The sequence below is a fragment of the Streptomyces sp. NPDC012794 genome, from assembly GCF_042901085.1.
Taxonomy (GTDB): Bacteria; Actinomycetota; Actinomycetes; order Streptomycetales; family Streptomycetaceae; genus Streptomyces.
Map to the genome: position 1 here is coordinate 1 of NZ_JBIBCI010000026.1, position 23,599 is coordinate 23,599.

Annotated in this window: 22 protein-coding genes and 5 tRNA genes; 10 read left to right on the forward strand and 17 right to left on the reverse strand. The window is 73.3% G+C overall.

What is annotated here, in order from left to right:
• Positions 1-120 precede the first annotated feature (120 nt).
• Complete coding sequence (locus tag ACFY7H_RS30870; protein WP_388944914.1) at positions 121-552, reverse strand: hypothetical protein; 432 nt, start codon at positions 550-552, stop codon at positions 121-123.
• Between the two features lie 163 nt (positions 553-715).
• Here ACFY7H_RS30870 and ACFY7H_RS30875 point away from each other — a divergent pair, with 163 nt between their 5' ends.
• The gene (locus ACFY7H_RS30875; protein ID WP_388944916.1) at positions 716-1,219 is read left to right on the forward strand and encodes a DsbA family protein; all 504 of its coding nucleotides are present in this window, start codon (positions 716-718) and stop codon (positions 1,217-1,219) included.
• A gap of 156 nt (positions 1,220-1,375) precedes the next feature.
• On the opposite strand, the gene ACFY7H_RS30880 is transcribed toward ACFY7H_RS30875, so the two are convergent.
• The 4 genes from ACFY7H_RS30880 to ACFY7H_RS30895 form a co-directional block, all read right to left on the reverse strand.
• Positions 1,376-2,029 (reverse strand): hypothetical protein, encoded by a 654-nt coding sequence (locus ACFY7H_RS30880; protein WP_388944919.1) that lies wholly within the window; start codon positions 2,027-2,029, stop codon positions 1,376-1,378.
• Between the two features lie 10 nt (positions 2,030-2,039).
• Positions 2,040-2,864, reverse strand: a complete 825-nt coding sequence (locus tag ACFY7H_RS30885) for a GNAT family N-acetyltransferase (RefSeq protein WP_388944921.1) — start codon at positions 2,862-2,864, stop codon at positions 2,040-2,042.
• A 74-nt stretch (positions 2,865-2,938) separates the two neighbouring features.
• Positions 2,939-3,760, reverse strand: coding sequence for an aminotransferase class IV (locus ACFY7H_RS30890; RefSeq protein WP_388944923.1), 822 nt, complete (start codon positions 3,758-3,760; stop codon positions 2,939-2,941).
• Positions 3,757-4,854, reverse strand: coding sequence for a chorismate-binding protein (locus ACFY7H_RS30895; protein WP_388944926.1), 1,098 nt, complete (start codon positions 4,852-4,854; stop codon positions 3,757-3,759). The genes ACFY7H_RS30890 and ACFY7H_RS30895 overlap by 4 nt, the downstream gene beginning before the upstream one ends.
• A 181-nt stretch (positions 4,855-5,035) precedes the next feature.
• Between ACFY7H_RS30895 and ACFY7H_RS30900 the strand changes: the two genes are divergently transcribed.
• From ACFY7H_RS30900 to ACFY7H_RS30920, 5 genes are all read left to right on the forward strand, one after another.
• Positions 5,036-5,108, forward strand: a tRNA-Gly gene (locus tag ACFY7H_RS30900).
• Positions 5,109-5,148: 40 nt separating this feature from the next.
• A tRNA-Cys gene (locus tag ACFY7H_RS30905) sits at positions 5,149-5,222 on the forward strand.
• A gap of 1 nt (position 5,223) precedes the next feature.
• Positions 5,224-5,295: transfer RNA gene (locus ACFY7H_RS30910), tRNA-Val, on the forward strand.
• A 35-nt stretch (positions 5,296-5,330) separates the two neighbouring features.
• Positions 5,331-5,402: transfer RNA gene (locus tag ACFY7H_RS30915), tRNA-Val, on the forward strand.
• 64 nt (positions 5,403-5,466) lie between these two features.
• Positions 5,467-5,538 (forward strand) — tRNA-Val (locus ACFY7H_RS30920).
• Positions 5,539-5,740: 202 nt separating this feature from the next.
• Here the strand turns inward: ACFY7H_RS30920 and ACFY7H_RS30925 are convergent.
• Positions 5,741-5,926 (reverse strand): hypothetical protein, encoded by a 186-nt coding sequence (locus ACFY7H_RS30925; protein WP_037797219.1) that lies wholly within the window; start codon positions 5,924-5,926, stop codon positions 5,741-5,743.
• 550 nt (positions 5,927-6,476) lie between these two features.
• On the opposite strand from ACFY7H_RS30925, the gene ACFY7H_RS30930 reads away from it, so the two are divergent.
• Positions 6,477-7,652, forward strand: coding sequence for a protein kinase (locus ACFY7H_RS30930; RefSeq protein WP_388945065.1), 1,176 nt, complete (start codon positions 6,477-6,479; stop codon positions 7,650-7,652).
• A 51-nt stretch (positions 7,653-7,703) separates the two neighbouring features.
• Here the strand turns inward: ACFY7H_RS30930 and ACFY7H_RS30935 are convergent, their stop codons facing one another.
• From ACFY7H_RS30935 to ACFY7H_RS30970, 8 genes are all read right to left on the reverse strand, one after another.
• The gene (locus tag ACFY7H_RS30935; RefSeq protein ID WP_388944930.1) at positions 7,704-8,519 is read right to left on the reverse strand and encodes a TrmH family RNA methyltransferase; all 816 of its coding nucleotides are present in this window, start codon (positions 8,517-8,519) and stop codon (positions 7,704-7,706) included.
• A 42-nt stretch (positions 8,520-8,561) separates the two neighbouring features.
• A complete protein-coding gene (cobA, locus tag ACFY7H_RS30940) occupies positions 8,562-9,785 on the reverse strand; it encodes a uroporphyrinogen-III C-methyltransferase (RefSeq protein WP_388944933.1) in 1,224 nt (407 codons plus the stop codon).
• Between the two features lie 362 nt (positions 9,786-10,147).
• Positions 10,148-13,546 (reverse strand): nicotinate-nucleotide--dimethylbenzimidazole phosphoribosyltransferase, encoded by a 3,399-nt coding sequence (cobT, locus tag ACFY7H_RS30945; protein WP_388944935.1) that lies wholly within the window; start codon positions 13,544-13,546, stop codon positions 10,148-10,150.
• Positions 13,547-13,796: 250 nt separating this feature from the next.
• Positions 13,797-15,017, reverse strand: coding sequence for a precorrin-6y C5,15-methyltransferase (decarboxylating) subunit CbiE (gene cbiE, locus ACFY7H_RS30950; RefSeq protein WP_388944937.1), 1,221 nt, complete (start codon positions 15,015-15,017; stop codon positions 13,797-13,799).
• A gap of 167 nt (positions 15,018-15,184) precedes the next feature.
• Entirely contained in the window at positions 15,185-15,901 is a 717-nt protein-coding gene (locus ACFY7H_RS30955; RefSeq protein WP_388944941.1) for a GNAT family N-acetyltransferase, read from the reverse strand.
• A gap of 274 nt (positions 15,902-16,175) precedes the next feature.
• Positions 16,176-17,042 (reverse strand): MetQ/NlpA family ABC transporter substrate-binding protein, encoded by an 867-nt coding sequence (locus tag ACFY7H_RS30960; protein WP_388944945.1) that lies wholly within the window; start codon positions 17,040-17,042, stop codon positions 16,176-16,178.
• A gap of 96 nt (positions 17,043-17,138) precedes the next feature.
• Positions 17,139-17,807 (reverse strand): methionine ABC transporter permease, encoded by a 669-nt coding sequence (locus ACFY7H_RS30965; protein WP_388944947.1) that lies wholly within the window; start codon positions 17,805-17,807, stop codon positions 17,139-17,141.
• Positions 17,804-18,859 carry a methionine ABC transporter ATP-binding protein gene (locus tag ACFY7H_RS30970; protein WP_388944951.1) on the reverse strand — a complete coding sequence of 352 codons (1,056 nt, stop codon included), beginning with the start codon at positions 18,857-18,859 and terminating at the stop codon, positions 17,804-17,806. The genes ACFY7H_RS30965 and ACFY7H_RS30970 overlap by 4 nt, the downstream gene beginning before the upstream one ends.
• Before the next feature lie 634 nt (positions 18,860-19,493).
• Between ACFY7H_RS30970 and ACFY7H_RS30975 the strand changes: the two genes are divergently transcribed.
• Together ACFY7H_RS30975 and ACFY7H_RS30980 are read left to right on the forward strand one after the other, a co-directional pair.
• Positions 19,494-19,862: a hypothetical protein gene (locus tag ACFY7H_RS30975; RefSeq protein ID WP_388944954.1), complete on the forward strand. Its 369-nt coding sequence runs from the start codon at positions 19,494-19,496 to the stop codon at positions 19,860-19,862.
• A complete protein-coding gene (locus tag ACFY7H_RS30980) occupies positions 19,855-20,271 on the forward strand; it encodes a hypothetical protein (protein WP_388944956.1) in 417 nt (138 codons plus the stop codon). Before ACFY7H_RS30975 ends, ACFY7H_RS30980 begins: the two co-directional genes overlap by 8 nt.
• A 45-nt stretch (positions 20,272-20,316) precedes the next feature.
• On the opposite strand, the gene ACFY7H_RS30985 is transcribed toward ACFY7H_RS30980, so the two are convergent.
• The 3 genes from ACFY7H_RS30985 to ACFY7H_RS30995 form a co-directional block, all read right to left on the reverse strand.
• The gene (locus ACFY7H_RS30985) at positions 20,317-20,820 is read right to left on the reverse strand and encodes a GNAT family N-acetyltransferase (RefSeq protein ID WP_388944959.1); all 504 of its coding nucleotides are present in this window, start codon (positions 20,818-20,820) and stop codon (positions 20,317-20,319) included.
• 37 nt (positions 20,821-20,857) lie between these two features.
• Positions 20,858-21,382, reverse strand: a complete 525-nt coding sequence (locus ACFY7H_RS30990) for an RNA polymerase sigma factor (protein ID WP_388944962.1) — start codon at positions 21,380-21,382, stop codon at positions 20,858-20,860.
• Between the two features lie 102 nt (positions 21,383-21,484).
• Positions 21,485-22,654, reverse strand: coding sequence for a glycerophosphodiester phosphodiesterase (locus ACFY7H_RS30995; protein WP_388944967.1), 1,170 nt, complete (start codon positions 22,652-22,654; stop codon positions 21,485-21,487).
• Positions 22,655-22,957: 303 nt separating this feature from the next.
• On the opposite strand from ACFY7H_RS30995, the gene ACFY7H_RS31000 reads away from it, so the two are divergent.
• Positions 22,958-23,587, forward strand: coding sequence for a lysophospholipid acyltransferase family protein (locus ACFY7H_RS31000; protein ID WP_388944970.1), 630 nt, complete (start codon positions 22,958-22,960; stop codon positions 23,585-23,587).
• Positions 23,588-23,599: the final 12 nt, after the last annotated feature.

Below are 23,599 nucleotides of genomic sequence, written 5' to 3' on the forward strand. Positions count from 1 at the left end.
TCCTCCACACCTACAACCACCACCGCTGCCACACCGCACTGGGCGGCATGCCACCCATCAGCCGCGTGAACAACGCTGCGGGTCAATACACCTAGACCCCTCGGATCCTGTGCGACCCCGTCAGATCCCGTGCTTCTTGAGGATCGCCTCGATGTCGGAGAAGTCGTCCGCCGGGGCCGCCGTCCGGGCCGGCCCGGCGTCCTGGCGGGCTCCCCTGCCCAGGGAGGGGGCGGAGGCGCCCGGGGCGACGGCCTTCCCGCCCGTGGCACCCTCGGCGGCCTTCGGGGCCCTGCCGAGGCTCCGGCGCTCCACCGCCCGGGTGGTCATGAAGAGCACCCAGGCCAGGCCCAGCAGGGCGAAGCCGATCCAGACGCTCGGCTTGAAGACCATCCCGGACACCCACTGCACGACGCCGGTCAGCACCAGCCCCACGGGCACCAGCGAGTAGGCCGTGATCCGCACGGCCGCGAGGAACCGCCTGCGGTACGCGGTCAGCGCGGCGACGCCCAGGCCCGCCGCGGACACCGCGGAACATATGGTCTCGGCCAGCATGCGGTCCTCCGGCGGTCTGCGGTGGGCGGTCTGTCCCTTCCATCCTGCACCCGCCCCCGCCCCCGCAGCCACGCTCCCCGCCCCTTCCGCGCCGATCTCCGGGACATCTCCGGGTCGGATCTCCTCCTCAGGGGTCCGCAAGGAGGTCTGGGAGACTGTCCGCATGACCGATTCCGTGATCCTCGAAGTCTGGTGCGAACTCCAGTGCCCCGACTGCCACAGCGCCCTGGACGACGTACGCGCCCTGCGCGCCCGCTACGGCGACCGGCTGGACGTCCGGCTGCGGCACTTCCCGCTGGAGAAGCACAAGCACGCCTTCGCCGCCGCGCAGGCCGCCGAAGAGGCCGAGGAGCAGGGGCGGGGCTGGCCGTACGCGGAGGCCGTGCTGGCCCGCACCGCCGAGCTGGGCGAGCGGGGCGAGGCCGTACTGCTGGACGTCGCGCGTGAACTCAACCTGGACGTCGAGGAGTTCGACACCGCCCTGATCGACGGCCGGCACATCCTGATCGTGGACGCCGACCAGGCCGAGGGCAAGGCCATCGGCGTGACCGGCACCCCGACGTACGTGATCGGCGGCGAGCGACTGGACGGCGGCAAGAGCCAGGAGGGCCTGCGCGCCCGCATCGAGGAGATCGCGGACCGGATGCTCGCGGGCGAGAGCGCCTAGGGGTCGTCTCTTTCGGATCTTGCCGGTCAAGCCCGCGGCGTCTGGTGCGGTGCCTCGCAAGGCGGAGGCACAGCGCGCGTACTGGACGTACTCGGCTGTGCCGACAACGCGGCGAGGTGCCGTGCCAGGCGTCGCGGGTCACGCAAGATCGACGGCCTAGGGGCCGTCCGTCGCCCCGGCCGGCGCTACGGCGCTCCCCGCGCGGTCCGCCAGCCAGGCGGCGATCCGCCGGCGGTACTCGGGATTGCTCCAGGGGCTCTCGTAGCCGGCCGTCCACTCCAGGTGCCGCATGACGTTCTCCGAGCGGTCCGGGTGGCGCACCGCGACCACGTCGACGCCGGCCTCGCCCGTGGAGCAGCCGACGTACACGCCGCCGTCGAGCGCCATCATCGCGAAGCCCGGATGGGCCGCGTGCACGCCGAGGAACGCCGAAGCCGCGCCCCGGCCCATGATGTCCCACCGCTCCAGGAGCCGGACGCGGGTCCAGAGCGAGGGGGGCGCCCAGCGGGAGCCCTCGTGCGCGTACCGCAGGGCGGCGCGGTGGGTCCGGGTGCCCTGGGGGAGCTGGACGAGGAACTCGCGCCGGTGGTCGAAGAGGCCCGTGGAGACGGCGAGGTCGTACCAGTCCTCGTTGAGCCGCTGGACGAGGCGCGGGGTGCCGTAGGGGTGGGAGAAGCCCCCGGCGAAGTCCTCGGCACGGTATCCGATGACGAACGGCATGACGCCGTCCGGCACCGCGTCCGGGATCACCTCGAGACCGGCCCGCCGCAGCGGCCGGTACACCTTGCGCTCGCGCTCCCTGGCCCCCATCGGGCACAGCCTAGATCAGCTCCTTGGCGTAGTGGAGGTCCGTGGGCCGGAAGCCGAGGGACTCGTACAGGCGCAGGGCGGGGGTGTTGCCCGTGAACACGTGCAGTGCGAGCAGCCGGTGGCCGGCGGCGATGGCCGTGCGCTCCGCGAGGAGCATCAGGCCCCGGCCGTATCCGTGGCCGCGGTGCTCCTCGGCGACGGCGACGTCGAAGACGTACGAGCCCTCCCCGGCCGGCGCCACCCAGACGTGGCCGACGGGGGTGCCGGCCGCCTCCAGGACGGCGAGGGAGACCCCCGGCGTGGCCGGTCCCTGCGGGAGCCGCGCGTCGTGGTCGGCCCGCGCCTTGGCCTGGGCGGCCTCCTGCGGCATCCCGCGGGCGACCCAGCTCGCCGCGTAGTCCGCGCGGGCCCGCGCGTCCCAGGCCTCGTACTCGGCGCCGGTCATCGGCCGGCCGGCGGTGCCTTCGGGGAGGGCGGGCGGCTCGGCGGGGAGTTCCTTGGCCATGTTCCGGCCCTGCTCGGTGTACCCGAGGGCCGCGGCGAGCCGCAGGCCGCCCGGGGAGCCGGCCGGGACGGAGACCCGTACCCGCCGGCAGCCCCAGCCGCGGAGCACCTCCTCGGCGGCGAGCGCCGCGACCGTGGCCCGGCCGCGGCGGCGGTCCGGCGCGTCGATGGCCAGGTCCCGGATCTCCCCCACCGTCGGCCCGAAGGGCGTGTCGGCGGCGATCAGCAGCGCTCCGACGCGCCTGCTGTTGACGCGGACCTCGTACGGGCGTGAGCGCGCGCCCGAGCCGCTCTGCTGAAGCGGCCCGCTCGGCCGCAGGGTGGTGGTCATCGTCGATTCCTACCCGCCCCGCGCCGCCGTGACCAGGGGGCCCGCGCCGGAGGGGGCCCCGTGGCTCCTGGGGCCTACGGGTCGATGTCGGCGGCGGCGCGCTCGTCGAAGACGCGCATGGCCTTGGCGGTGACGGGTCCCGGCGCGGCGGTCAGGAGGCGCCCGTCGACCCGGTGCACGGCCTGTACGTCGCGCAGGGTGGAGGTCAGGAAGACCTCCTCGGCGCGTTCCAGGACGTCGAAGGGCAGGTCGGTCTCCTTCGCGCCGGTCCATTCGACGGCCAGGGCGCGGGTGATGCCGGCCAGGCAGCCCGAGGTCACGGGCGGGGTGTGCAGTTCCCCGTCGAGGACGACGAAGACGTTGGAGCCGGTGCCCTCGCAGAGCTGTCCGACGGTGTTCGCGAAGAGGGCCTCGGAGGCACCCGCCCGGTTCGCCCGCGCCAGCGCGACCACGTTCTCCGCGTAGGAGGTGGTCTTGAGCCCGGTGAGCGGGGAGCGCTCGTTGCGGACCCACGGGACGGTGATCACCGCGGTGGTGTCGGGGCGGCGGGTGGTCTCGCCGACGGCGACGACGAGGGTGGGCCCGGTCTCGCCGCGGTCGGAGCCCAGCGGGGACAGGCCGCCCGTGTACGTGATCCGCAGCCGGCCGAGCGGCACGGGGTTGGCCTCCAGTACGGCGGCGCAGGCGCGGCGCACCTCGTCGAGGTCGGGGTCCGGCAGGCCCAGGCCGCGCGCCGAGCGGGTGAGCCGCTCCAGGTGGCGGGTGAGGGCGAAGAGGGTCCCGTGCTGGGCCTTGAGCGTCTCGAAGACCCCGTCGCCCACGGTCAGCCCGTGGTCCAGTACGGAAACCTTCGCGTCATCGGCGTCGCGCAGCGTGCCGTCGAGCCAGATCCTCACCGTACGGTTCCTCCACTCAGGTCGTGCGTCTCGTGTGCGGCCGGCGGCTCCGTGCCGGGTATCGGCCCGCCGGAGGCCAGGGCGACCAGCCGGGCGGCCTTCAGCTCGGTCTCGGCCCACTCCCGTTCGGGGTCGGAGCCCCAGGTGATCCCGGCGCCGGTGCCGAAGCTCAGGCGAGGGCCGCCGGGTGCCTCGCGGTCGATCCAGAAGGTGCGGATGCCCACGGCGAGCGCGGCGGTGCCACGGTCGGCGTCCACCCAGCCGATGCCCCCACAGTAGGGGCCGCGGGGGGCGGTCTCCAGCTCTTCGATGATCCGCAGGGCGGAGGACTTGGGAGCGCCGGTGACGGAGCCGGGCGGGAAGGTGGCCGAGAGCAGCTCGGGCCAGCCGGCGCCCTCGGCGAGTTCGCCGCTGACGGTGGAGACGAGGTGGACCAGGCCGGGGTGCTCCTCCAGGGCGCACAGCTCGGGGACGGTGACGGAGCCGGTGGAGCAGACGCGGCCGAGGTCGTTGCGTACGAGGTCCACGATCATCACGTTCTCGGCGTGGTCCTTGGGGAGCAGGTCGGCGGCGGTGCGGCCGGTTCCCTTGATGGGTCCGGACTCGACGTGGCGGCCGGCGCGGCTCAGGAAGAGCTCCGGGGAGGCGGTGGCGATCTCGACGCCGTGGGCCCTCAGCCGAATCGTTCCTGCGTAGGGCGCGGGGTTGCCGCGCGCGAGGAGGGCGGTCAGGGCGTCCACATCGGCCGCGGCCGGGTCCGGCAGGGGCGCGGACATCACCCGGCAGAGGTTGGCCTGGTAGACCTCCCCCGCCGCGATGTACTCGCGGATCCGGCGGACGCCCGCGACGTACGCGGAGCGGTCGAGGGAGGAGGACCACCGGTCGGCGGCCGGTCCGCGCCAGGCTCCGGGGACGGGCGCCGGTACGGGGTCGGGGCGTATGTCTCCGAAGCGTGCGCAGACCAGCCGGCCTTCGAAGTCTGCGGTCACCGCCCAGAACCCGGTGGAGTCGAGGGCGGAGGGGTCGCTGGTGACGTCTCGGAGGTCGGTCGCGAGAAGGCCGCCGAAGCGGGCCAGGGGAGGCAGGTCGTGCACGGCTGCGAGTCTATGACCGGTGGCGCGATGACGCCGGTGGGGTGACCGACGGGTGACCTCCGGTGATCGGGTGGCAGCACGCTGCGGAAACGCGTTTTTGAGCTGGCCCGGGAATCCGCTAGAGTTCAACACGTCGCCAGGGAGCGAAGGGGAAGAACCCCGGAGCGGACACGGTGACACTGCGGACGTAGCTCAGTTGGTAGAGCACCACCTTGCCAAGGTGGATGTCGCGAGTTCGAGTCTCGTCGTCCGCTCTGAGTGGGGGATCTTCCCGAGAACCCCTGCGCACTCCGAGGTGGAGTGGCCGAGAGGCGAGGCAACGGCCTGCAAAGCCGTCTACACGGGTTCAAATCCCGTCTCCACCTCCAAGGACGATTAGCTCAGCGGGAGAGCGCTTCCCTGACACGGAAGAGGTCACTGGTTCAATCCCAGTATCGTCCACTGGTCCGCAAGGACCTTGATCCGCGAGGATCCCCGCGCGATTAGCTCAGCGGGAGAGCGCTTCCCTGACACGGAAGAGGTCACTGGTTCAATCCCAGTATCGCGCACGCAGAACGTGAGCACTCGACTGACTGCACACCTTGTTAGACCTGTGGTTCCGTACCGCAGCCCGCGCGATTAGCTCAGCGGGAGAGCGCTTCCCTGACACGGAAGAGGTCACTGGTTCAATCCCAGTATCGCGCACCGCACCGGAAGCCCCGGCCGTCACGACGGCCGGGGCTTCCGCGTTCTCCGGGGTGCGGTCACGCGAAAAAGGGTGCTGCCCGTCCGACTCCCCAGTCGTACGGGCAGCACCCTTCACCTGCCGTCCGTCGCGCCCCCGTCCCCACGGGGTACGACGGGCCGATGCCCGGCCCGGACCGCTCTTCCGGACCCGGGGCGCCGCTCAGCGCCCCAGCATCACACCCACGGACGACGCCTGCGCCGCCACCTGATCGAATCCTCCGAAGAGGAAGAGCAGGAGGGCGGCCAGGGGGAGCACCATGGCCGCGGCCACCAGCGGGTGGCGCGTACCGGACTCATGGCCGTTGAACGCGAATGCCTTGCGTCCCTGCCGTGCGATGTCCGCCATGGTCCTCTCCCTGTCGTTTGCAGCGGCGGGCTCGTGACCTCGGGGGACGAGTGCGCCGCCCGCCGCTTGTCTTCAACACTAGGCGGGAGCAAGGCTCCTGGCCTCATGCCCTCGTACCCATTGCCTGGCCTCCAGGAGGATGACGAGGCGGGCCCCCGCCTACTCCCCTGGGTGGAGATCCCTCCCCCGCGCTGGGGGTCTTCCCGGAGGGGATGACCGGAGGGTAGTGACTTCGCTCACTTCCGTCACTCCCCGCACACACGTGTCTTCGTACGGGGTGTTGACGGCCCCGCCCGCCCGGACGGGCCGATCCGCCGCGGGAAGAGCTCCTCGTGGGAGCGGCGGGGCCGTCAATCCCCTTGGCCCGAGGGCGGTTTGGGGCGGGGGGCCGGGGGCGGTCGGAAGAGCGGCGCGGGAGCTGTCACACCCTCAAGTGGCGTGCCCCGCACTGACAATCGAATCCTCCGGTGAGGGCGCGGCCTCTGAGCGCTCGTGCCGGATGGTCCGTAAGCTGTGCCAGATCAGCAGGACGACCGTCAGCGGGGTGGACATGGCGATGATGCGGCTCCGGCGCGAGGACCCGCGTGTCGTCGGCTCGTTCAGACTGCACCGGCGGCTCGGTGCCGGCGGCATGGGCGTGGTCTACCTGGGGTCGGACCGGCGCGGCCAGCGCGTGGCCCTCAAGGTGATCCGGCCGGATCTCGCCGAGGACCAGGAGTTCCGTTCCCGGTTCGCGCGCGAGGTGTCCGCCGCCCGGCGCATCCGCGGCGGCTGCACCGCGCGGCTGGTGGCCGCCGACCTGGAGGCCGAGCGCCCCTGGTTCGCCACCCAGTACGTGCCCGGCCCCTCGCTGCACGACAAGGTCGCCGAGGAAGGGCCCCTGACGGCCGCGCAGATCGCCGCGATCGGCGCCGCGCTCTCCGAGGGCCTGGTCGCCGTGCACGAGGCGGGAGTCGTCCACAGGGACCTGAAGCCCTCGAACATCCTGCTCTCCCCCAAGGGCCCCCGGATCATCGACTTCGGCATCGCCTGGGCCACGGGGGCGAGCACCCTCACCCACGTGGGCACCGCCGTCGGCTCGCCCGGTTTCCTCGCACCGGAGCAGGTGCGCGGCGCCGCCGTCACCCCGGCCACCGACGTGTTCGCGCTCGGTGCCACGCTCGCCTACGCGGCCACCGCCGACTCGCCCTTCGGGCACGGCAGTTCCGAGGTCATGCTGTACCGCGTGGTGCACGAGGAGCCGCATCTCGTCGGGGTCCCGGACGCCCTCGCGCCGCTGGTGCAGGCCTGCCTGGCCAAGGACCCCGAGGAACGGCCGACCACGCTCCAGCTGTCGATGCGGCTGAAGGAGATCGCCGCCCGCGAGGCGCAGGGGCTGGGCGACGGCCGCCCGCCGGCGCAGCGGGCCCGCGTCGAGCGGCCCGTGGCCCGGCCCGCCGAACGCGCCCCGGGCCAGGCGGACCGGAGCACGGAGCGCCGTACGGGAGGCTCCACTCCCGTCGCCAGACCCCAGCGGCCCCAGGGCGGGCCCCGGTCGCGGCCGTTGTCCCCCCGCAACCCGGGGTCCACCGCCGGACGCGCGGGGGGCCGCACGGGGCCGCGTACGACCGGTACGGGACGCCGCCCGTCGCGGCCGGACCCGAAGCTGCTGCGGCAGCGGCTGATCGTGTTCGTCGTGGTGACCCTGATCGTGGCACTGGGCATCGCCCTCGCGCAGAAGCTCTGAAGGGGTGTCCCGCCTCGTCGGCGGGACACCCCTCCAGGTCAGGGCCGGTGACTACGCGCGGCCGCTGCCGGCGACCGCGTAGAAGGCGACGGCCGCCGCCGCGCCCACGTTCAGCGAGTCCACGCCGTGCGCCATGGGGATGCGTACCCACTCGTCGGCGGCGACCAGCGCCTGCGTGGACAGCCCGTCGCCCTCCGCCCCCAGCATCAGCGCGACCCGCTCCAGGGTCTGCGGGGCGGCCACGTCGATCGGCGAGGCCTTCTCGTGCGGGGTGAGGGCGAGCAGCTTGAAACCCGCCTCCCGGACGGTGTCCAGGCTCTTGGGCCAGGCCTCCAGGCGGGCGTACGGGACGGAGAACACCGCGCCCATCGACACCTTCACCGAGCGCCGGTACAGCGGGTCCGCGCAGTCGGGCGACAGCAGTACCGCGTCCATGCCGAGGGCGGCGGCGCTGCGGAAGATGGCCCCGATGTTGGTGTGGTCGTTGACCGCCTCCATGACGGCCACCCGGCGGGCCGAGGCCAGCAGTTCCTGCGCCGTCGGCAGCGGCTTGCGCTGCATCGAGGCGAGGGCCCCGCGGTGCACGTGGTAGCCGGTGACCCGCTCGGCCAGGTCCGGGCTGACCGCGTAGACCGGGGCGGGCAGTTCGTCGATGACGTCGCGCATGACGTCGACCCACTTGGCCGACAGCAGCATCGAGCGCATCTCGTACCCGGCGTCCTTGGCCCGCCGGATGACCTTCTCGCCCTCGGCGATGAACAGGCCCTCGGCGGGCTCGCGGCGGCGCCGCAGCTCGACGTCGGTCAGGCCCGTGTAGTCGCGCAGGCGCGGGTCGTCGGGGTCTTCGATGGTGATGAGATCAGCCACAGGGTGATACTGCCTTGTCCTGGGTGCGGTGCCAACGGCCTGTCAGGCGCCGGCGAGGGGTGCGTTGACGCGGACGACGTCGCCGATCACGATGACGGCGGGCGGGCGGACCTCCTGCGCCTTGACGGTCTCGCCGACCGTGGCGAGGGTGGCGTCCACCCGGCGCTGGGTGGCGGTGGTGCCCTCCTGGACGACCGCGACGGGGGTGTCGGCGGAACGGCCGTGGCGGACCAGGGCCTCGGCGATCAGGCCGATCTTGTCGACGCCCATGAGGATGACGATGGTGCCGGTGAGCTTGGCGAGGGCCGCCCAGTCGACGAGGGAACGCGGGTCGTCGGGACCGACGTGACCGCTGACCACCGTGAACTCGTGCGCCACCCCGCGGTGGGTGACGGGGATGCCGGCGGCGCTCGGGACCGAGATGGAGCTGGAGATGCCCGGCACGACGGTGCAGGGGATACCGTGCTCGGCGAGGGCCTGGAGCTCCTCCATGCCGCGTCCGAAGACGTACGGGTCCCCGCCCTTGAGCCGGACCACGGCCTTGCCGGCCTTGGCGTGCTCGATCAGGGCGTTGTTGATGGCCTCCTGGGCCATGAAACGGCCGTACGGGATCTTCGCGGCGTCGATGACCTCGACGTGCGGCGGCAGCTCGTCGAGCAGGTCGCGGGGGCCGAGCCGGTCGGCGATGACCACGTCCGCCTCGGCGAGCAGGCGGCGGCCGCGCACGGTGATCAGGTCCGGGTCGCCGGGCCCGCCGCCGACGAGGGAGACACCGGGGACGCGGGGGCGGGCGGCGGTGAGGGAGCCGTCGCGCAGCCCCTCGACGACCGCGTCGCGCACGGCGGCGGAGCGGCGGGGGTCGTTGCCGCTGAGCACGGCGACGGTGACGCCCTCCACACGGCCGGTGGCCGGGGTCCAGGCGGTGGCCGCGTCGGCGTCGTCGGCGCGCACGCACCAGACGCGGCGGCTCTCGGCCTCGGCGGAAGCCGCGTCGTTGGCCTCCCTGTCCCGCGTCGCGATGAGCGCGTACCAGGCACCGTCGAGGTCGCCGTCCTGGTAGCGGCGGCGCTCCCAGCGGATCTCGCCGGTCGCCGCCATCGCGTCCACGGAGGGCGTCGCGGAGGGGGACACGAGCAGCACGTCGGCCCCGGCCGCGATCAGCGCGGGCAGTCGGCGCTGGGCGACCTGCCCGCCGCCGATGACGACGACGCGGCGCCCTGCCAGACGGAGTCCTACGGGGTAGGCGGGGTGTGCCGGGTTTGCCATGGCGGTTGCGGCTCCTGATGCGGCGGGGTGGGGTCTGCGGGGCCGCTGCTGCGCTGGAGCGGCTGGGCGGGCACGCGGTGCGGGGCGCCCGTCCGGGACCACGATACGACCCATCGGCGCTGGTGGTACCTGCGGGGGCGAAGTTCGGGCGGCCTCGGGGGCGGTCTCCGGCCGGGGCGCGGAGCCGGGGCGACGGGCTCCGGCGGGGCGGGGTCGGGAGGGTGCGGGGGGTTCCCGTCAGTCCCATCGTCCTTCCGTGTCGTGCCGGCCCGCCAACGCCCCGGGGCCGGACACCCCCTGGTGTCCGGCCCCGTTCAGCTGTGGCGCGTGGCGCGTGCGTGCCTGCGTGCCCGCCGCCGCCCCTACTTCTCCGTCACGCCCGCCGCGTCGAAGGTGGCGACCTCGTGCATCGCGCGGGCCGCGCTCTGGACCAGCGGGAGCGCCAGCAGGGCGCCGGTGCCTTCGCCGAGGCGGAGGTCCAAGTCGACCAGGGGGCGCAGGCCGAGCTTGTTGAGGGCGGCCACGTGGCCCGGTTCCGCACTGCGGTGGCCCGCGATGCAGGCCGACAGGGCTTCGGGGGCGATGGCGCGGGCCACCAGGGCGGCCGCGCCCGCGCTCACGCCGTCCAGGATGACCGGGGTGCGCAGCGAGGCCCCGCCGAGGAGGAGACCGACGATCGCCGCGTGCTCCAGGCCGCCGATCGCCGCCAGGACGCCGATCGGGTCGTTCGGGTCGGGCTGGTGGAGCTCCAGGGCGCGGCGTACGACGTCGACCTTCCGGGCGTGCGTCTCGTCGTTGATGCCCGTGCCCCGGCCGGTGACCTCGGCGGGGTCCACACCCGTGAAGACGGAGATCAGGGCCGCCGAGACCGTCGTGTTGGCGATGCCCATCTCGCCCGTGAGGAGCGCCTTGTTGCCCGCCGCGACCAGGTCCCTGGCCGTCTCGATGCCGACCTCGATGGCCGCGACGGCCTCCTCGCGGCTCATCGCGGGGCCGACGGACAGGTCGGCCGTGCCGGGGCGGACCTTGCGCGGCAGGAGGCCGGGGGTGGCGGGGAGGTCCCCGGCCACGCCGACGTCGATGACGCAGACCTCGGCGCCGACCTGGTTGGCGAAGGCGTTGCAGACGGCCCCGCCGCCCAGGAAGTTGGCCACCATCTGCGTGGTGACCTCCTGGGGCCAGGGGGTCACGCCCTGGGCGTGGACACCGTGGTCACCGGCGAAGATCGCGACGGCGGCCGGCTCCGGGATCGGCGGCGGGCAGACCCGGGAGAGCCCGGAGAGCTGCGCGGAGATGATCTCCAGCATGCCGAGGGCCCCGGCGGGCTTGGTCATGCGCTTCTGCCGCTCCCACGCCTCGCCGAGCGCCTTCGCGTCGAGCGGGCGGATGCCGGCGACGGTCTCGGAGAGCAGGTCGTGCGGGGCCTCGCCGGGCAGCGCGCGGCGGCCGTACGTCTCCTCGTGCACGACCCACGCCAGCGGACGGCGCTGGGACCAGCCCGCCTGCATCAGCTCCGGCTCCTCCGGGAACTCGTCCACGTACCCGACACACAGGTACGCGACGACCTCCAGGTGCTCGGGCAGCCCGAGCGCGCGGACCATCTCGCGCTCGTCGAAGAAGCTGACCCAGCCGACGCCGAGGCCCTCGGCGCGCGCGGCGAGCCAGAGGTTCTCGACCGCGAGGGCGGAGGAGTACGGGGCCATCTGCGGCTGGGTGTGCCGGCCGAGGGTGTGGCGGCCGCCGCGGGTGGGGTCGGCGGTGACGACGATGTTCACCGGGGTGTCGAGGATGGCCTCGATCTTGAGTTCCTTGAACTGCTTGGCCCGGCCCTTGGGGAGCGACTTGGCGTAGGCCTCGCGCTGCGTCTGGGCGAGCTCGTGCATCGTCCGGCGGGTCTCGGCGGAGCGGATGACGACGAAGTCCCACGGCTGCGAGTGGCCGACGCTGGGCGCGGTGTGGGCGGCCTCCAGGACGCGCAGCAGCACCTCGTGCGGGATGGGGTCGGTGCGGAAGCCCTTGCGGATGTCGCGGCGCTCGCGCATCACGCGCAGGACGGCCTCGCGCTCCGCGTCGGCGTACGCGGGGGCCGCTTCGCCGGGTGCCGGCTCCGCGGCGGCTTCCACGGCTTCCACGGCTTCGGCGGGCGGCACGGCGGCCTCCACCGGCTCGGGCTGCGCCTCGACCGGCTCGGCGGTCTCGGCGGCGGGCTCCTGCGCGGCGGGGACAGGGGTCTCGGCGGAGGCTTCGGCCTGGACCGGCGCTTCCGCGGGGGCCGGCTCGACGGCCTCGGCCGGACCCTGCGGCTCGGCGGCGACGGCGGGTACTTCGGCGGGCGCGGCGGCCTGCGCCGCCTCGGCGGGCTCCGGTGCCGCGGGTGCGGCTTCGGCGGCGGCCGGGACGGCCTCGGGGGCCGCGGGCGCGGCCTCGGCGGGGGTCCCGGGCGCGGGAACGACCGCCTCGACGGCCGCGGCGGCCGCGGGAACCTCGACGACCGCCTCGGGGGCGGTCGCTGGGGCTGCCTCGGCGACCGGAGCGGCCTCGGGCGACGGCTCGGCGACGGCAGCCGGGGCCACGGCGGGCTGGGCGACGGCGGCCGGCTCGGCGACGACGGCCGACTCCGCTACAACGGCCTCCACAGCGGCGGGCTCCGCCACAAAAGGCTCCGCCACAAAGGGCTCGGCAACAACCGGCTCGGCGACGACCGGCTCGGCGACGACCGGCTCCGCAGCAACAGGCTCGGCGACGACCGGCTCGGCGGCGGCAACCGGCTCGGCCGTCCACGGGGTCCCCGCCTGCGGCGGGACGTCCCCGGGCTGCGGGGCGGCGCCCGGCAGGTCCTGGTGCTCGGGGCCGGGGGCGGGGGCGGCGGGCACGGCGGCGGCCGGGTCGCCCTGCACGGCCTCGGCGCCCGGGGCCGCGACGGCCTCGGCGCCCGCAGCAGCGGCCTCGGCCTCGACGGCCTGCGCGGCGGCAGCGGCGGCGGCCACCTCGGGGGCCGGCACCACGACCGGCTCCGGCGCGACGGCCGGGGCCTCCACCGCCTCCGCCTCGGCCAGCTGCGCCGGCACGGCGGGGGCGGCCTGCGGCTGCTGCGCCTGGGGCGCGGCCTGCGCCACGGGAGCGGCGGGCGGTACCGGTGCGGCGGCCGGGCCCCGGTCCGCGAGGGAGCGTACGACTCCGCCGGTGGCGTCGGGCATGGGCGGCCCCATGTGCAGCGGGCGGCGCGGCGGCATCACGGGAGCGGCGGGCGGCGCCTGTGGGGCCGGCCCGGCCTGCGGGACCAGGCCGCCGAGGTCGAGGGAGCCGGAGTCGCGGCCACCGGTCTCGTGCGCGCCCGCGCTGTAGACGGCGGGGTCGGCGAAGGGGGTGGGGAAGCCGGGCGCGTGCTGTGCGGCGGCGGGGAAGGCCTCGGGGTAACCCTGTTCGGGGAAGCCGATGTGACCGGGGTCGGGGTAGCCGGCGGCGGGGTCCTGCGGGTACTCCGTGTAGACGGGCTCCTGGTAGTCGCCGGGGAAGGCCGGCACCGGCGGGACCACCTGGGGGTCGCTCCAGGCGCCCTGCCCGTGACCGCTCGGCATCAGGAGCAGTTCCTCGTCCTCGGCCTCGGCCGGGTCGTCCACGAGGTCCTGGAAGGCGTACCCGGCGGGGGCCTGGGGCGGCGTCGGGGGCAGGGGCGGGACCGGTGCGGGCATGCCCTGCTGATCCACCATGCCCGTGTTGTCCGGGTGACCCTCGCCCGGAACCTGGCCGGTGTCAGTCATGCGTACCCCTCGCCCATCGGTGTTGCCTCTTCGATCGCCCGGCCGCCCACAGGGCCCGCCGTGCGGACTTTGCCGTGCGGGTCGTCGCGCGGTGCGGCGTCTGGCGTGCGCACCCACAACAACTCCTGAGCATTGTCGCGCTCGTCGGCCGCCGTGTCGGCCAGAAACCGGCACGGTCCGCTGTGGACTGCGCCACGTCGCGCGTCCACCTGGCGGTACGACGATCGGCCAGCCTACCCCGGGCTCCGCGTCAGCGGTTCACGGGGCGTTCGGCTGCCAGCAGGAACACCACGGAACGCTCCTGTTCCGCCCAGGTCCGGGGGTCGAGGGCAACGGACTGGAGCAGCGCGCACTCGACGGCGTACCCGTGTTCGGTGAGGGTGCGTCCGATGGCCTCGGCCTCGTCGCGCGTGGAGGCGTGGCTGACGATCCGTTCGGGACGCCGTTCGGCGACGGCGGCGACGACCGCGGGGCCTCCGCCGCCGACGCGGACCACGTCGGGTTCGGGCAGGCTCTCCAGTACGTGCGGGGCGCGGCCCGGGACGACCTGGATCTGGACACCGCGCGTGCGGGCGGCGGCGGTTACGCGTTCGCAGGCGCGTGGGTCGGCGTCGACGGCGATGACGGCGGCGCCGTGGGCCGCGGCGTCCACGGCGAGGGCTCCCGAGCCGGCTCCGATGTCCCAGACGAGGTCCCCGGTGCGGGGGCCGAGCCGGGCGAGCTGGGCGGCGCGCAGCTGGGCGGACTCCCCCTCCCCCGGCCGGTGTCCGTCGGCGGCGGGCTGCGGGCGGGCCCAGCCGCGTACGGGGGCCGGGCCGGGGCTCTGGCCGAGCAGCCAGCCGGGGTCGGCGGCGGCGGGGGAGGGCCCGGCGCCGCCGATGACGATGACGACGTTGGGGTCGCGCCAGCTGTGGTCGGCGGCGGCGTCGGAGGTGAGGACGGTGACGCGTTCGCGCTCGGTGCCCAGTTCCTCGCAGATGACGAAGGTGCGGTGGACGCCTTCGAGCAGCAGGGCGAGTTCGGCGGGGCCGGCGCCGGGCGAGGTGAGCACGGCGACCTTGGTGTGGGCGCGGCAGACGTTGACGGCGCGGCGCAGGGTACGGGGGTGGGCGACGACGACCTGGGCGTCGTCCCACGGCATCCCGGCGCGGGCGAAGGCGGCGGCGACGGCGGAGACGGCGGGGACCACCTCGACCTCGAGGCCGTGTTCCGGGGCGCGCAGGGTGCGTACGACGCCGAAGAAGCCGGGGTCGCCGTCGGCGAGGACGACGGCGGTGCCGCGGTGGCCGGCGATGCGGCGGGCGGCGAGACCGAGGCTGCCGAGGCGGATGCGTTCCGCGCCCGGCGGGATTTCGGGGAGCGCGAGGTGGTGGGCGGCTCCGGCCACGAGGGTGGCGGCGGAGAGCGCGGAGCGGGCGGCCGCGGTCAGGGGGGAGCCGTCCCAGCCGATCACCGTGACCCGGTCGGCCATCGTCGTCGGTCTCCTGGGGTGGGGTTGGGGACGCCTTTCGGCGTTCTCGTCGGCGTCTTCGGTGTTCTCGCCGGCGTCGGCGTCTCCGGCGTCGTCGGCGTCTTCGGCGTTCTCGTCGGCGTCGTCGCCCCGTCAGGGGGTCACGGTGAGACTACCTGGTCATCGGGTCAGTGCCGGTCGGCGCCGACGGCGTAGCCGTGTGCGTCGGCACGCCGGCGCAGGGGGTATCCGTCGTCGTGGCCGGGGCGTCCGGCGGGGCCGGGGCGGGCGTGGCGGCTCTCGTACACGTCGTACTCGTCGGTGTCGTCGAGGTCTTCGGGTACCAGGCTCCAGACGATGAGGTCGGTGCGGGTTCCGGTCCAGCTGCCGTCGGCCGCCTGGGTCCGCACTATCCATGCGTTGCGCAGGACGCCTTCGCTGATGCAACCGATCTTCTGGGCGACCTGCTGGGAGGCGGTGTTGTCGGCGGCGGTGCGCAGTTCGAGTCTCTCGAAGCGCTGGTCGCGCAGGAGCCACTGGGCGACTGCGAGCACGGACTCGCTGGCGTAGCCCTCGCCGCGGGCCCAGGGGGCGGTGACGTAGCCCACCTCGGTGGTGCGGGTGCGCCAGTCGGTGTTCCGGAGGTGGACGATGCCCACGAGGCGCTGGGTGAGGAACTCGGTGACGGCGAAGACGATGCCTCGGCCCTCGGTGCGCTCGGCGTGGGAGAGCACGGTGGCCCAGGCGTGGGCGTCGGCGTGGGTGTAGGGGTGCGGGACCGAGGTCCAGGCGGTGATCTGCTCGTCGTTCATCATCTCGGCGAGCGCGGTGACGTCCTCCTCCTCGAAGGGGCGCAGCACCAGCCGGTCCGTGCTGATGGTGACGTCCGGGAAGGTGGTAGTCATGCGCAGCTCCATGCCTGGGACCGTGGGGCGGGACCGTTCGTACGGGACCGTTTGTGCGGGTCGTAGGCCACAGCATGCAGCATCGGCCCGGGGATGTGCAGGGCCGGGCCGCCCGGAGGCGGGCATCCTCCGGGCGGCCCGGGCAGCCCTCGGCCCCGCGCGCCCGAGGGGGTGCGCGGGGCCGGGAATCCGGCGTCCGCCAAGGGGACTTGGGTCGGACGGTCCTGGGTTGGACGGTCCTGGGTCGGACGGTCCGGCGTCAGGCGGTCCGGCGTCAGGCGGCCGGGGAGCCGAAGGCCGGGGTGACCGAGCCCTGGTACTTCTCCTCGATGAACTTCTTGACCTCGTCGGAGTTCAGGAGCTTGGCGAGCTTCTGGATGCGCGGGTCGTTCTGGTTGCCTTCCTTGACCGCCAGGAAGTTGGCGTACGGGTTGCCGTCGGCCTTCTCGAGGACCAGGGCGTCCTTGGCGGGCGCGAGCTTGGCCTCGAGGGCGTAGTTGCCGTTGATGACGGCGGCGTCGACGTCGTTCAGGGCGCGGGGGACCGTGGCGGCCTCCAGCTCCTTGAACTCCAGGCCCTTCTTGTCGGTGATGTCGGACAGCTTGGCGCTGGTGCCGACCCCGTCCTTGAGGGTGATCAGCTTGTTCGCGGCGAGCAGCTGGAGGGCGCGGCCCTCGTTGGTGGTGTCGTTGGGGACGGCGATGGTCTGGCCGGGCTTGATGTCCGAGAGGGCCTTGACCTTCTTGGAGTAGAGGCCGAGGGGTTCCAGGTGCACGTTCACGACGGGCACGATGCGCGTGCCGTTCTTCTTGTTGAAGTCGTCGAGGTACGGCTTGTGCTGGAAGTAGTTGCCGTCGACCTGGCCCTGCTCGGTGGCGGTGTTGGGCAGGACGTAGTCCGTGAACTCCTTCACCTCCAGCTTGAGGCCGTCCTTGGCCGCGAGCTTGTCCTTGACGAAGTTCAGGATGTCGGCGTGCGGGCTCGGGGAGGCCGCGATGACCAGCGGCTTGCTCTCGTCGACCTTGCCGCCGTCGGTCTTGGCGGCGGTGGACGGGTCCGAGGAGCTGCCGCAGGCGCTGAGGGCCAGGGCGAGCGCGGCGGAGGCGGCGGCGATGGCGGTGAGCTTGGTGTTCTTACGCACGAAGAGTGCCTTTCTTGCTTTTCGCGGGTGTTCGCGGGGTGATGGCCCAAGCACGACAAGTGCGGGCTCTGCGGTGGGGAGGTTCTTGTGGGGGCTTCAGGCTGTCCGGCCGCGGCGCGCGAGGACGCGTACCACGCCGTCGCCGATCAGCTGGATCACCGTGACGAGGGCGATCAGTACGGCCACGGTGGCGAACATGAAGCCGGTCTCGAAGCGCTGGAAGCCGTAGGTGATGGCCTTGGAGCCGAGTCCTTCGCCGCCGACGGCGCCGGCCATGGCGGAGTAGCCGACGAGGGTGATCACGGTGGTGGTGACGCCGGCGACCAGGGAGGGCAGGGCCTGCGGGAGCAGGACCTTGCCGACGAGGGTCGGGATGCCGCCGCCCATGGACTCGACGGCCTCGATCAGGCCGTGGTCCACCTCGCGGACGGCCGTCTCGACGAGCCGGGCGAAGAAGGGGACGGCGCCGATGGCCAGCGGGACGATCATGGCGGTGGGGCCGATGAAGGTGCCGACCACGGCGGTGGTGACCGGGATCAGGAAGATCAGCAGGATGATGAACGGCAGCGAGCGGCCTATGTTCACGATCACGCCGAGGACCTTGTTGAGCGGCCGGTTCTGCAGGAGACCGCCCTTGTCGGTGAGGACGAGGAGGATGCCGATGGGCAGTCCGCCGAGGACGGTCACCAGGGTGGACCACAGCACCATGTAGAGGGTGTCGTAGGTGCCCTGGGTGAGCAGGGGCTGCATCTCGGACCAGGTCACTTGGCACCATCCTTGACCAGTGCGGCGATCTCGGAGTCGAGGTCGGAGTCGTCGTCGACGAGGTCGACCTGGAGGCCCTGCTCGCGCAGGAAGCCGACGGGCACGACGTTGTCCTCGTAGCGGCCGGGCAGTTCGATGCGCATGCGGCCGATCTGGCGGCCGGCGACGGTGTCCATGGCGGCGCCGAGGATCGAGATGTCGATGTTGTACGTGCGGGAGAGCTGGGAGATGACCGGCTGGGTGGCGGCCTCGCCGTGGAAGGTGACGTCGACGACGGTGCGGTCGGGGCCGGTGGCGGTTCCGCTGACCGGGAAGAGTTCGCCGGCGAGCTCGGAGCCGGGGGTGGCGAGCAGTTCGGCGACGGTGCCGGACTCGATGATCCGGCCCCGCTTCATGAGCGCGGCGGAGTCGCAGACGGCCTTGACCACGTCCATCTCGTGGGTGATGAGCAGGACGGTCAGGCCGAGCTGGCGGTTGAGGTCGCGCAGCAGCTGGAGGATGGAGCGGGTGGTCTCGGGGTCGAGGGCGCTGGTGGCCTCGTCGGAGAGGAGCACCTTGGGATCGCCGGCCAGGGCGCGGGCGATGCCGACGCGCTGCTTCTGGCCGCCGGAGAGCTGGCTGGGGTAGGCCTTGGCCTTGTCGGCGAGGCCGACGAGGTCGAGGAGTTCCAGGGCCTTGCGGGAGCGTTCACGGCCGGAGACGCCGAGGATCTCCAGGGGCAGCTCGATGTTGGCCTGGACGGTGCGCGAGGACAGCAGGTTGAAGTGCTGGAAGACCATGCCGATGCGGCTGCGGGCCTCGCGGAGCTCCTTGCCGGCGCGGCGGCCGCGGCCGGCGAGGGCGGTGAGCTCGACGCCGTCCACGGTCACGGTGCCGCTGGTGGGGCGCTCCAGGAGGTTCACGCAGCGGATGAGGGAGGACTTGCCGGCGCCGCTCTGGCCGATGACTCCGTAGACCTCGCCCTCGCGGACGTGCAGGTCGACGCCGTCCAGGGCGGTGACCTCGCGGCCACGGGACTGGTAGACCTTCGTGAGGCCCGATGTGGTGATCACAGGATTTCCGTCGCTGTCGAGTGCACGGGGTGCGGGTGCCGTGCACGGGGCAAACATCTGGGGACGCGATACGGGTCTAACCGTCACAAAACGATGGTGTCGACGCGTGCGCGGGGCAGGAGCGGTCCGTACCGGAGTCAGTCGGAGGTGTCGTCCGACCGGGGTGGCGGAGTTGCTCGGCCGGTCTCGCTTCGGGGCGCGAGACTGCGTGAAGGGGCCCTCAGAAGGCGCACATTCGACACATACAACGAGCACCGGGCGTCATCGTCGCCTCGGTCGCAAGGGTGCGGCTGCTCGTCGTGGTCATGCGCCCCAGTAAAGCAGACACGTCGACTCACCGATCAATGCTGTCCGCATAGCGGACGGAATGGGGCCGCATCCCGGACGCGGCGGGACGCCTCCACCCCTCCGCACCGAGCCCGGCACCGGGCTCGCCCGCCCAGTGCCGGCACGGCCGGGAGGCATCTGACCGCCACGTCCGCGCCGAGCCCGAGGACGGGGTGCGCTGTGGCCAAGGCCACGGTCCGCGTTCGGGCCGCGCGGCCGGCTCCGGCATGCGGCGGTGCGCCTTCCGGCCGGGCGCGCCCCGAGGGGCGGGCACATCGGGCCTTCGGGCCCGTAATACCCTCGCTGCATGCTCGTCGCCCTGACGGTCGCCATCGGTGCGGCCGCCCTCGCCCTCGCCGCCTGGTGCGGTCACGCCGCATGGCGGGACCAGCCGACCAAGGACTGGCACTTCATCGGCATGGCCGTGGTGACCGTGCTGGTCCTCGCCCAGCTGGTGATCGGCCTGGTCCAGCTGGGCCGGGGCGAGAAGCCCGCACAGGGGACGGTGATCTTCGTGGCCTACCTGCTGGGCGCCTTCGCGGCGGTCCCGGCGGCCGGGATGCTCTCGCTGACCGAGCGCACCAAGTGGGGCTCGGTGACGGTGGCCGCGGGCGCGGTCGTCCTCGCCGTGCTGGAAGTACGCCTCTACGACATCTGGGGATCCGCAGGTGCCTGACACGACGACCGCCCCGCCCGCCGGGCGCAAGCGACTGGTCTCCGGTCCGGGGCTGCTGCTGGTGTGGCTCTACGGCGTGATGGTGGTCGGCGCGGTCTCGCGCTCGGTCTACCAGATCGCCACCGAGTTCGACCGGGCGCCGCTGCCGTACTCGCTGTCGGCGGCGGCGGCCCTGGCGTACGCCTTCATCACGTACTCCCTGGTGCGCGGCGGGGAGAGGGCCCGCAGGGCGGCGCTGGTGTGCTGCGGCGCCGAGCTCGCCGGTGTGCTGGCCGTGGGCGCCTGGACCCTGGTGCGGCCCGAGGCCTTCCCCGACGCGACCGTCTGGTCGGACTTCGGCATGGGCTACCTCTTCATCCCGTTGATCCTGCCGGTCACCGGGATGCTCTGGCTCCGGTCCAGGCGCTGAGGTCGCGGACCCGGTCCGCGACCGGGCCCGCGACACCCGGTGCGGCTACGCGCTGACGGCGTAGTCGGTGTCCTTGGCGTCCTTCTCCAGGATCACCAGGTGCACGCCGTCGGAGGCGGTGCGGTTGCCGACCTGGGCGTAGCCGGCCTTGCGGTAGAGCCGCAGGTTCGACTCGCTCTTGTGGCCCGTGTGCAGGCGGAAGCGGGTCGTGCCGCCGCGGCCGGCGAGGGCCTCCTCGACCCCGCGCAGCAGTCGCGCGCCGAGGCCGTGGCCCTGGAGGCGGGGGTGCACGCACAGCTTGGCGATGCTGGCCGTGCCGTCCTCGCCGACGCTGCCGCGCACCGCGCCCACCACTTCGTCGCCGAGCCGGGCCACCAGGACGGTGTCCTCGGCGAGCTCCGCCTTCAGGGAGTCCAGGGACTGGGTGAGGGGCTGGATGAGGTAGTTGCCGTACAGCTCGGCCTCCCGCTGGAACGCCAGGTACTGCAGCTTGAAGATCTGCTCGGCGTCCTCGGCGGCCGCCGCCGAAATGGTCACACTCATGCCCATGTGCGCATGCCTCCCGCTCACCTGGTGGCTCTCCGGTCTACCGCTCCTTTCCCCATGGGTCAGGAGCCGCAACCTCGACAGCGAGCATTCTGCGCAGACATCCCAGGCAACGGGAACGTACCGGTCCCAAACTTCCTTGTGAGATACCCAACTCCCCTGCGATTTCACGGTAAGTCAGGTCTCTGGGCGACAGAAGTGCTGCCATCAGTTCCGGACAGCGTCCCGGCAATCGGGCGACCGCCGATCGGAGGGCCCGATTCGCCTCGCCGTGCAGCAGGGCGTCCTCCGGCTCGCCGGCGGCGTCCGCGGGCGTGCCGCCGTACGGGACCTCGCGGCGGGCCCGGCGCCGTGCGTGCCGGGCCTCGGCGCGCACCGCCCGGCGCAGCCAGCGGGCGCGGCCGGCCGGGTCGGGTGCGCGCGGGCCGCGCTCCAGCAGCCGCACCCAGACGGCTTGTTCGAGGTCGGCGGCCTCCACTCCGGCGGCCGGGGCCTCGGCGGCCGCCTCCGCGGAGAGCAGCGGGCCCAGCTCCTCGAGCAGATCGGGTTCCTGTAACAGGTCCATGCCGGGCGGGACGCGAGTGCCGGGCCGGGCGGTTTCCCCTCCGGGTCCGGCCCACCCGATCGGGGGCCGGGGGCTTGACCGGCAAGATCCGAAAGAGACGACCTAGCGGTTGACGCCGCGGCCGGGGCGGAAGGCCTCCGCCGCGAGGAGTCCGGTGTCCGGGTTGTCGGTGAAGATGCCGTCGATGCCCAGTTCGAAGTACCTCTGGAAGGCTGCGAAGGCGTCTCCGTAGGCGGCCGGGTCGGTGCCCTTGCGGTACTCCGCGGGCAGGAAGCTGTTCTCGTTGCGCGCGGTGTAGGGGTGGAGCACCAGGCCCCGGGCGTGGGCGTCGCGTACGAGGGTGGTCGGGGTGGTGAGCCTGCCGGCCGCGTCGCGGGGCACGATCAGGTCGAGGGTGGGGCCGATGCCCTGGGCGAAGCCGGCGATCCACTGGAGCCCCTCGGGCTTGACCAGGTCGGCGACCGTACGGGGGTCCTTGGCGACCTCGAAGTCCCAGGGCCGGGTGTTCGCGGCCGAGAGCAGCACCACGCGCGGGGCGGACACCAGGCGCGCGAGCCGCTGGATGCTGGAGGGCTCGAAGGACTGGAGGAACACGGCGGCGTCGCGGCCGTCGCGGCCGTAGCGGCGCAGCAGCTTGGCGAGGGGCTCCTCCAGGCCGAGGCCCAGGCTCCGGAAGTAGGTGGGGTGCTTGGTCTCGACGTGCAGCCAGATCCGCTTGTCGCGCAGGCGTCCCTCGCGGTTGGCCCAGCGCAGCACCTCTTCGAAGGTGGGGACGGCCCACCTGCCGTCGTAGAGGGTGTTGCGCTGGCGGACGGCGGGGATGCGTTCCTTCGCGCGCAGGGTCTTCAGCTCGGCGAGGGTGAAGTCCTCGGTGAACCAGCCCGTGACGGAGACCCCGTCGACGGTCTTGGTGGTGCGCCGGGAGGCGAACTCGGGGTGGTCGGCGACGTCGGTGGTGCCGCCGATCTCGTTCTCGTGGCGGCAGACGAGATGGCCGTCCTTGGTGGGGACGAGGTCCTGCTCGATGACGTCGGCGCCGAGGTCGAGGGCCAGCTCGTAGGAGCCGAGGGTGTGCTCGGGCCGGTAGCCGCTGGCGCCGCGGTGTCCGATCACCAGGGGGACGGGCAGATCGCGGTAGCCGCCCCCGCCGTGCTCGCCGTGCTCGCCCGGGGCGGCCGTGGCGGTTCCCGCCGTCATTGCGGTGATGCCGGTTCCGGCCGCCAGTACGGCCGCTCCGAGCACCGTCCGCCGCGCTGCCCCACCGTGTGTCATCAGTGCCACTCCTCGTTCTGCGACGGGCCCGCGGCCCCGGGATCTCCGGGGGGCGTGGAGGCCCGGATCGGCGTGGCGATCGTAGGCGGGGGCGGGTGGCCCTGGGATGGGCTCCGCCGGAACATGGCGGAAACATGTGTCAACAACGCGTATCCAGCTCGTGAACCCGATGTGCGATCAGGGGTGACCCGCGAGTATCGTCCTCACCTGCACTACCGCCGTGTGGTGCGAAAGCCGCTTTTCGATGCCGGAGGGCTCACGTTGTTCCGTACCGCGCTCATCAAAGCCACCGTCGGACCGGTCATGCGCCTGATGTTCCGCACCAAGGTGGAGGGGCTCGACAACATCCCGGGCACGGGTCCGGTGATCCTGGCGGGCAATCACCTCACCTTCATCGACTCGATGATCCTTCCGCTCGTCTGCGACCGTACGGTCCACTTCATCGGCAAGGACGAGTACGTGACGGGCAAGGGCCTCAAGGGCCGCCTGATGGCGTGGTTCTTCACCGGCGCGGGCATGATCCCGGTGGACCGGGACGGTGCGAACGGCGGCGTCGCCGCGCTGATGACGGGCCGCCGGATCCTCGAGGAGGGCAAGATCTTCGGCATCTACCCCGAGGGCACCCGCTCCCCCGACGGCCGGCTGTACCGGGGCCGCACGGGCATCGCCCGCCTGACCCTGATGACCGGCGCCCCGGTGGTCCCGTTCGCGATGATCGGCACGGACAAGCTCCAGCCCGGCGGCGCGGGCATGCCGCGCCCGGGCCGGGTCACGGTCCGCTTCGGCGAGCCGATGGAGTTCTCCCGCTACGAGGGCATGGACCGCGACCGCTACGTGCTGCGCGCCGTCACCGACTCGGTGATGGCGGAGGTGATGCGGCTGTCGGGCCAGGAGTACGTGGACATGTACGCCACGAAGGCCAAGGCCGCCTGAGCGCCGGCGCGC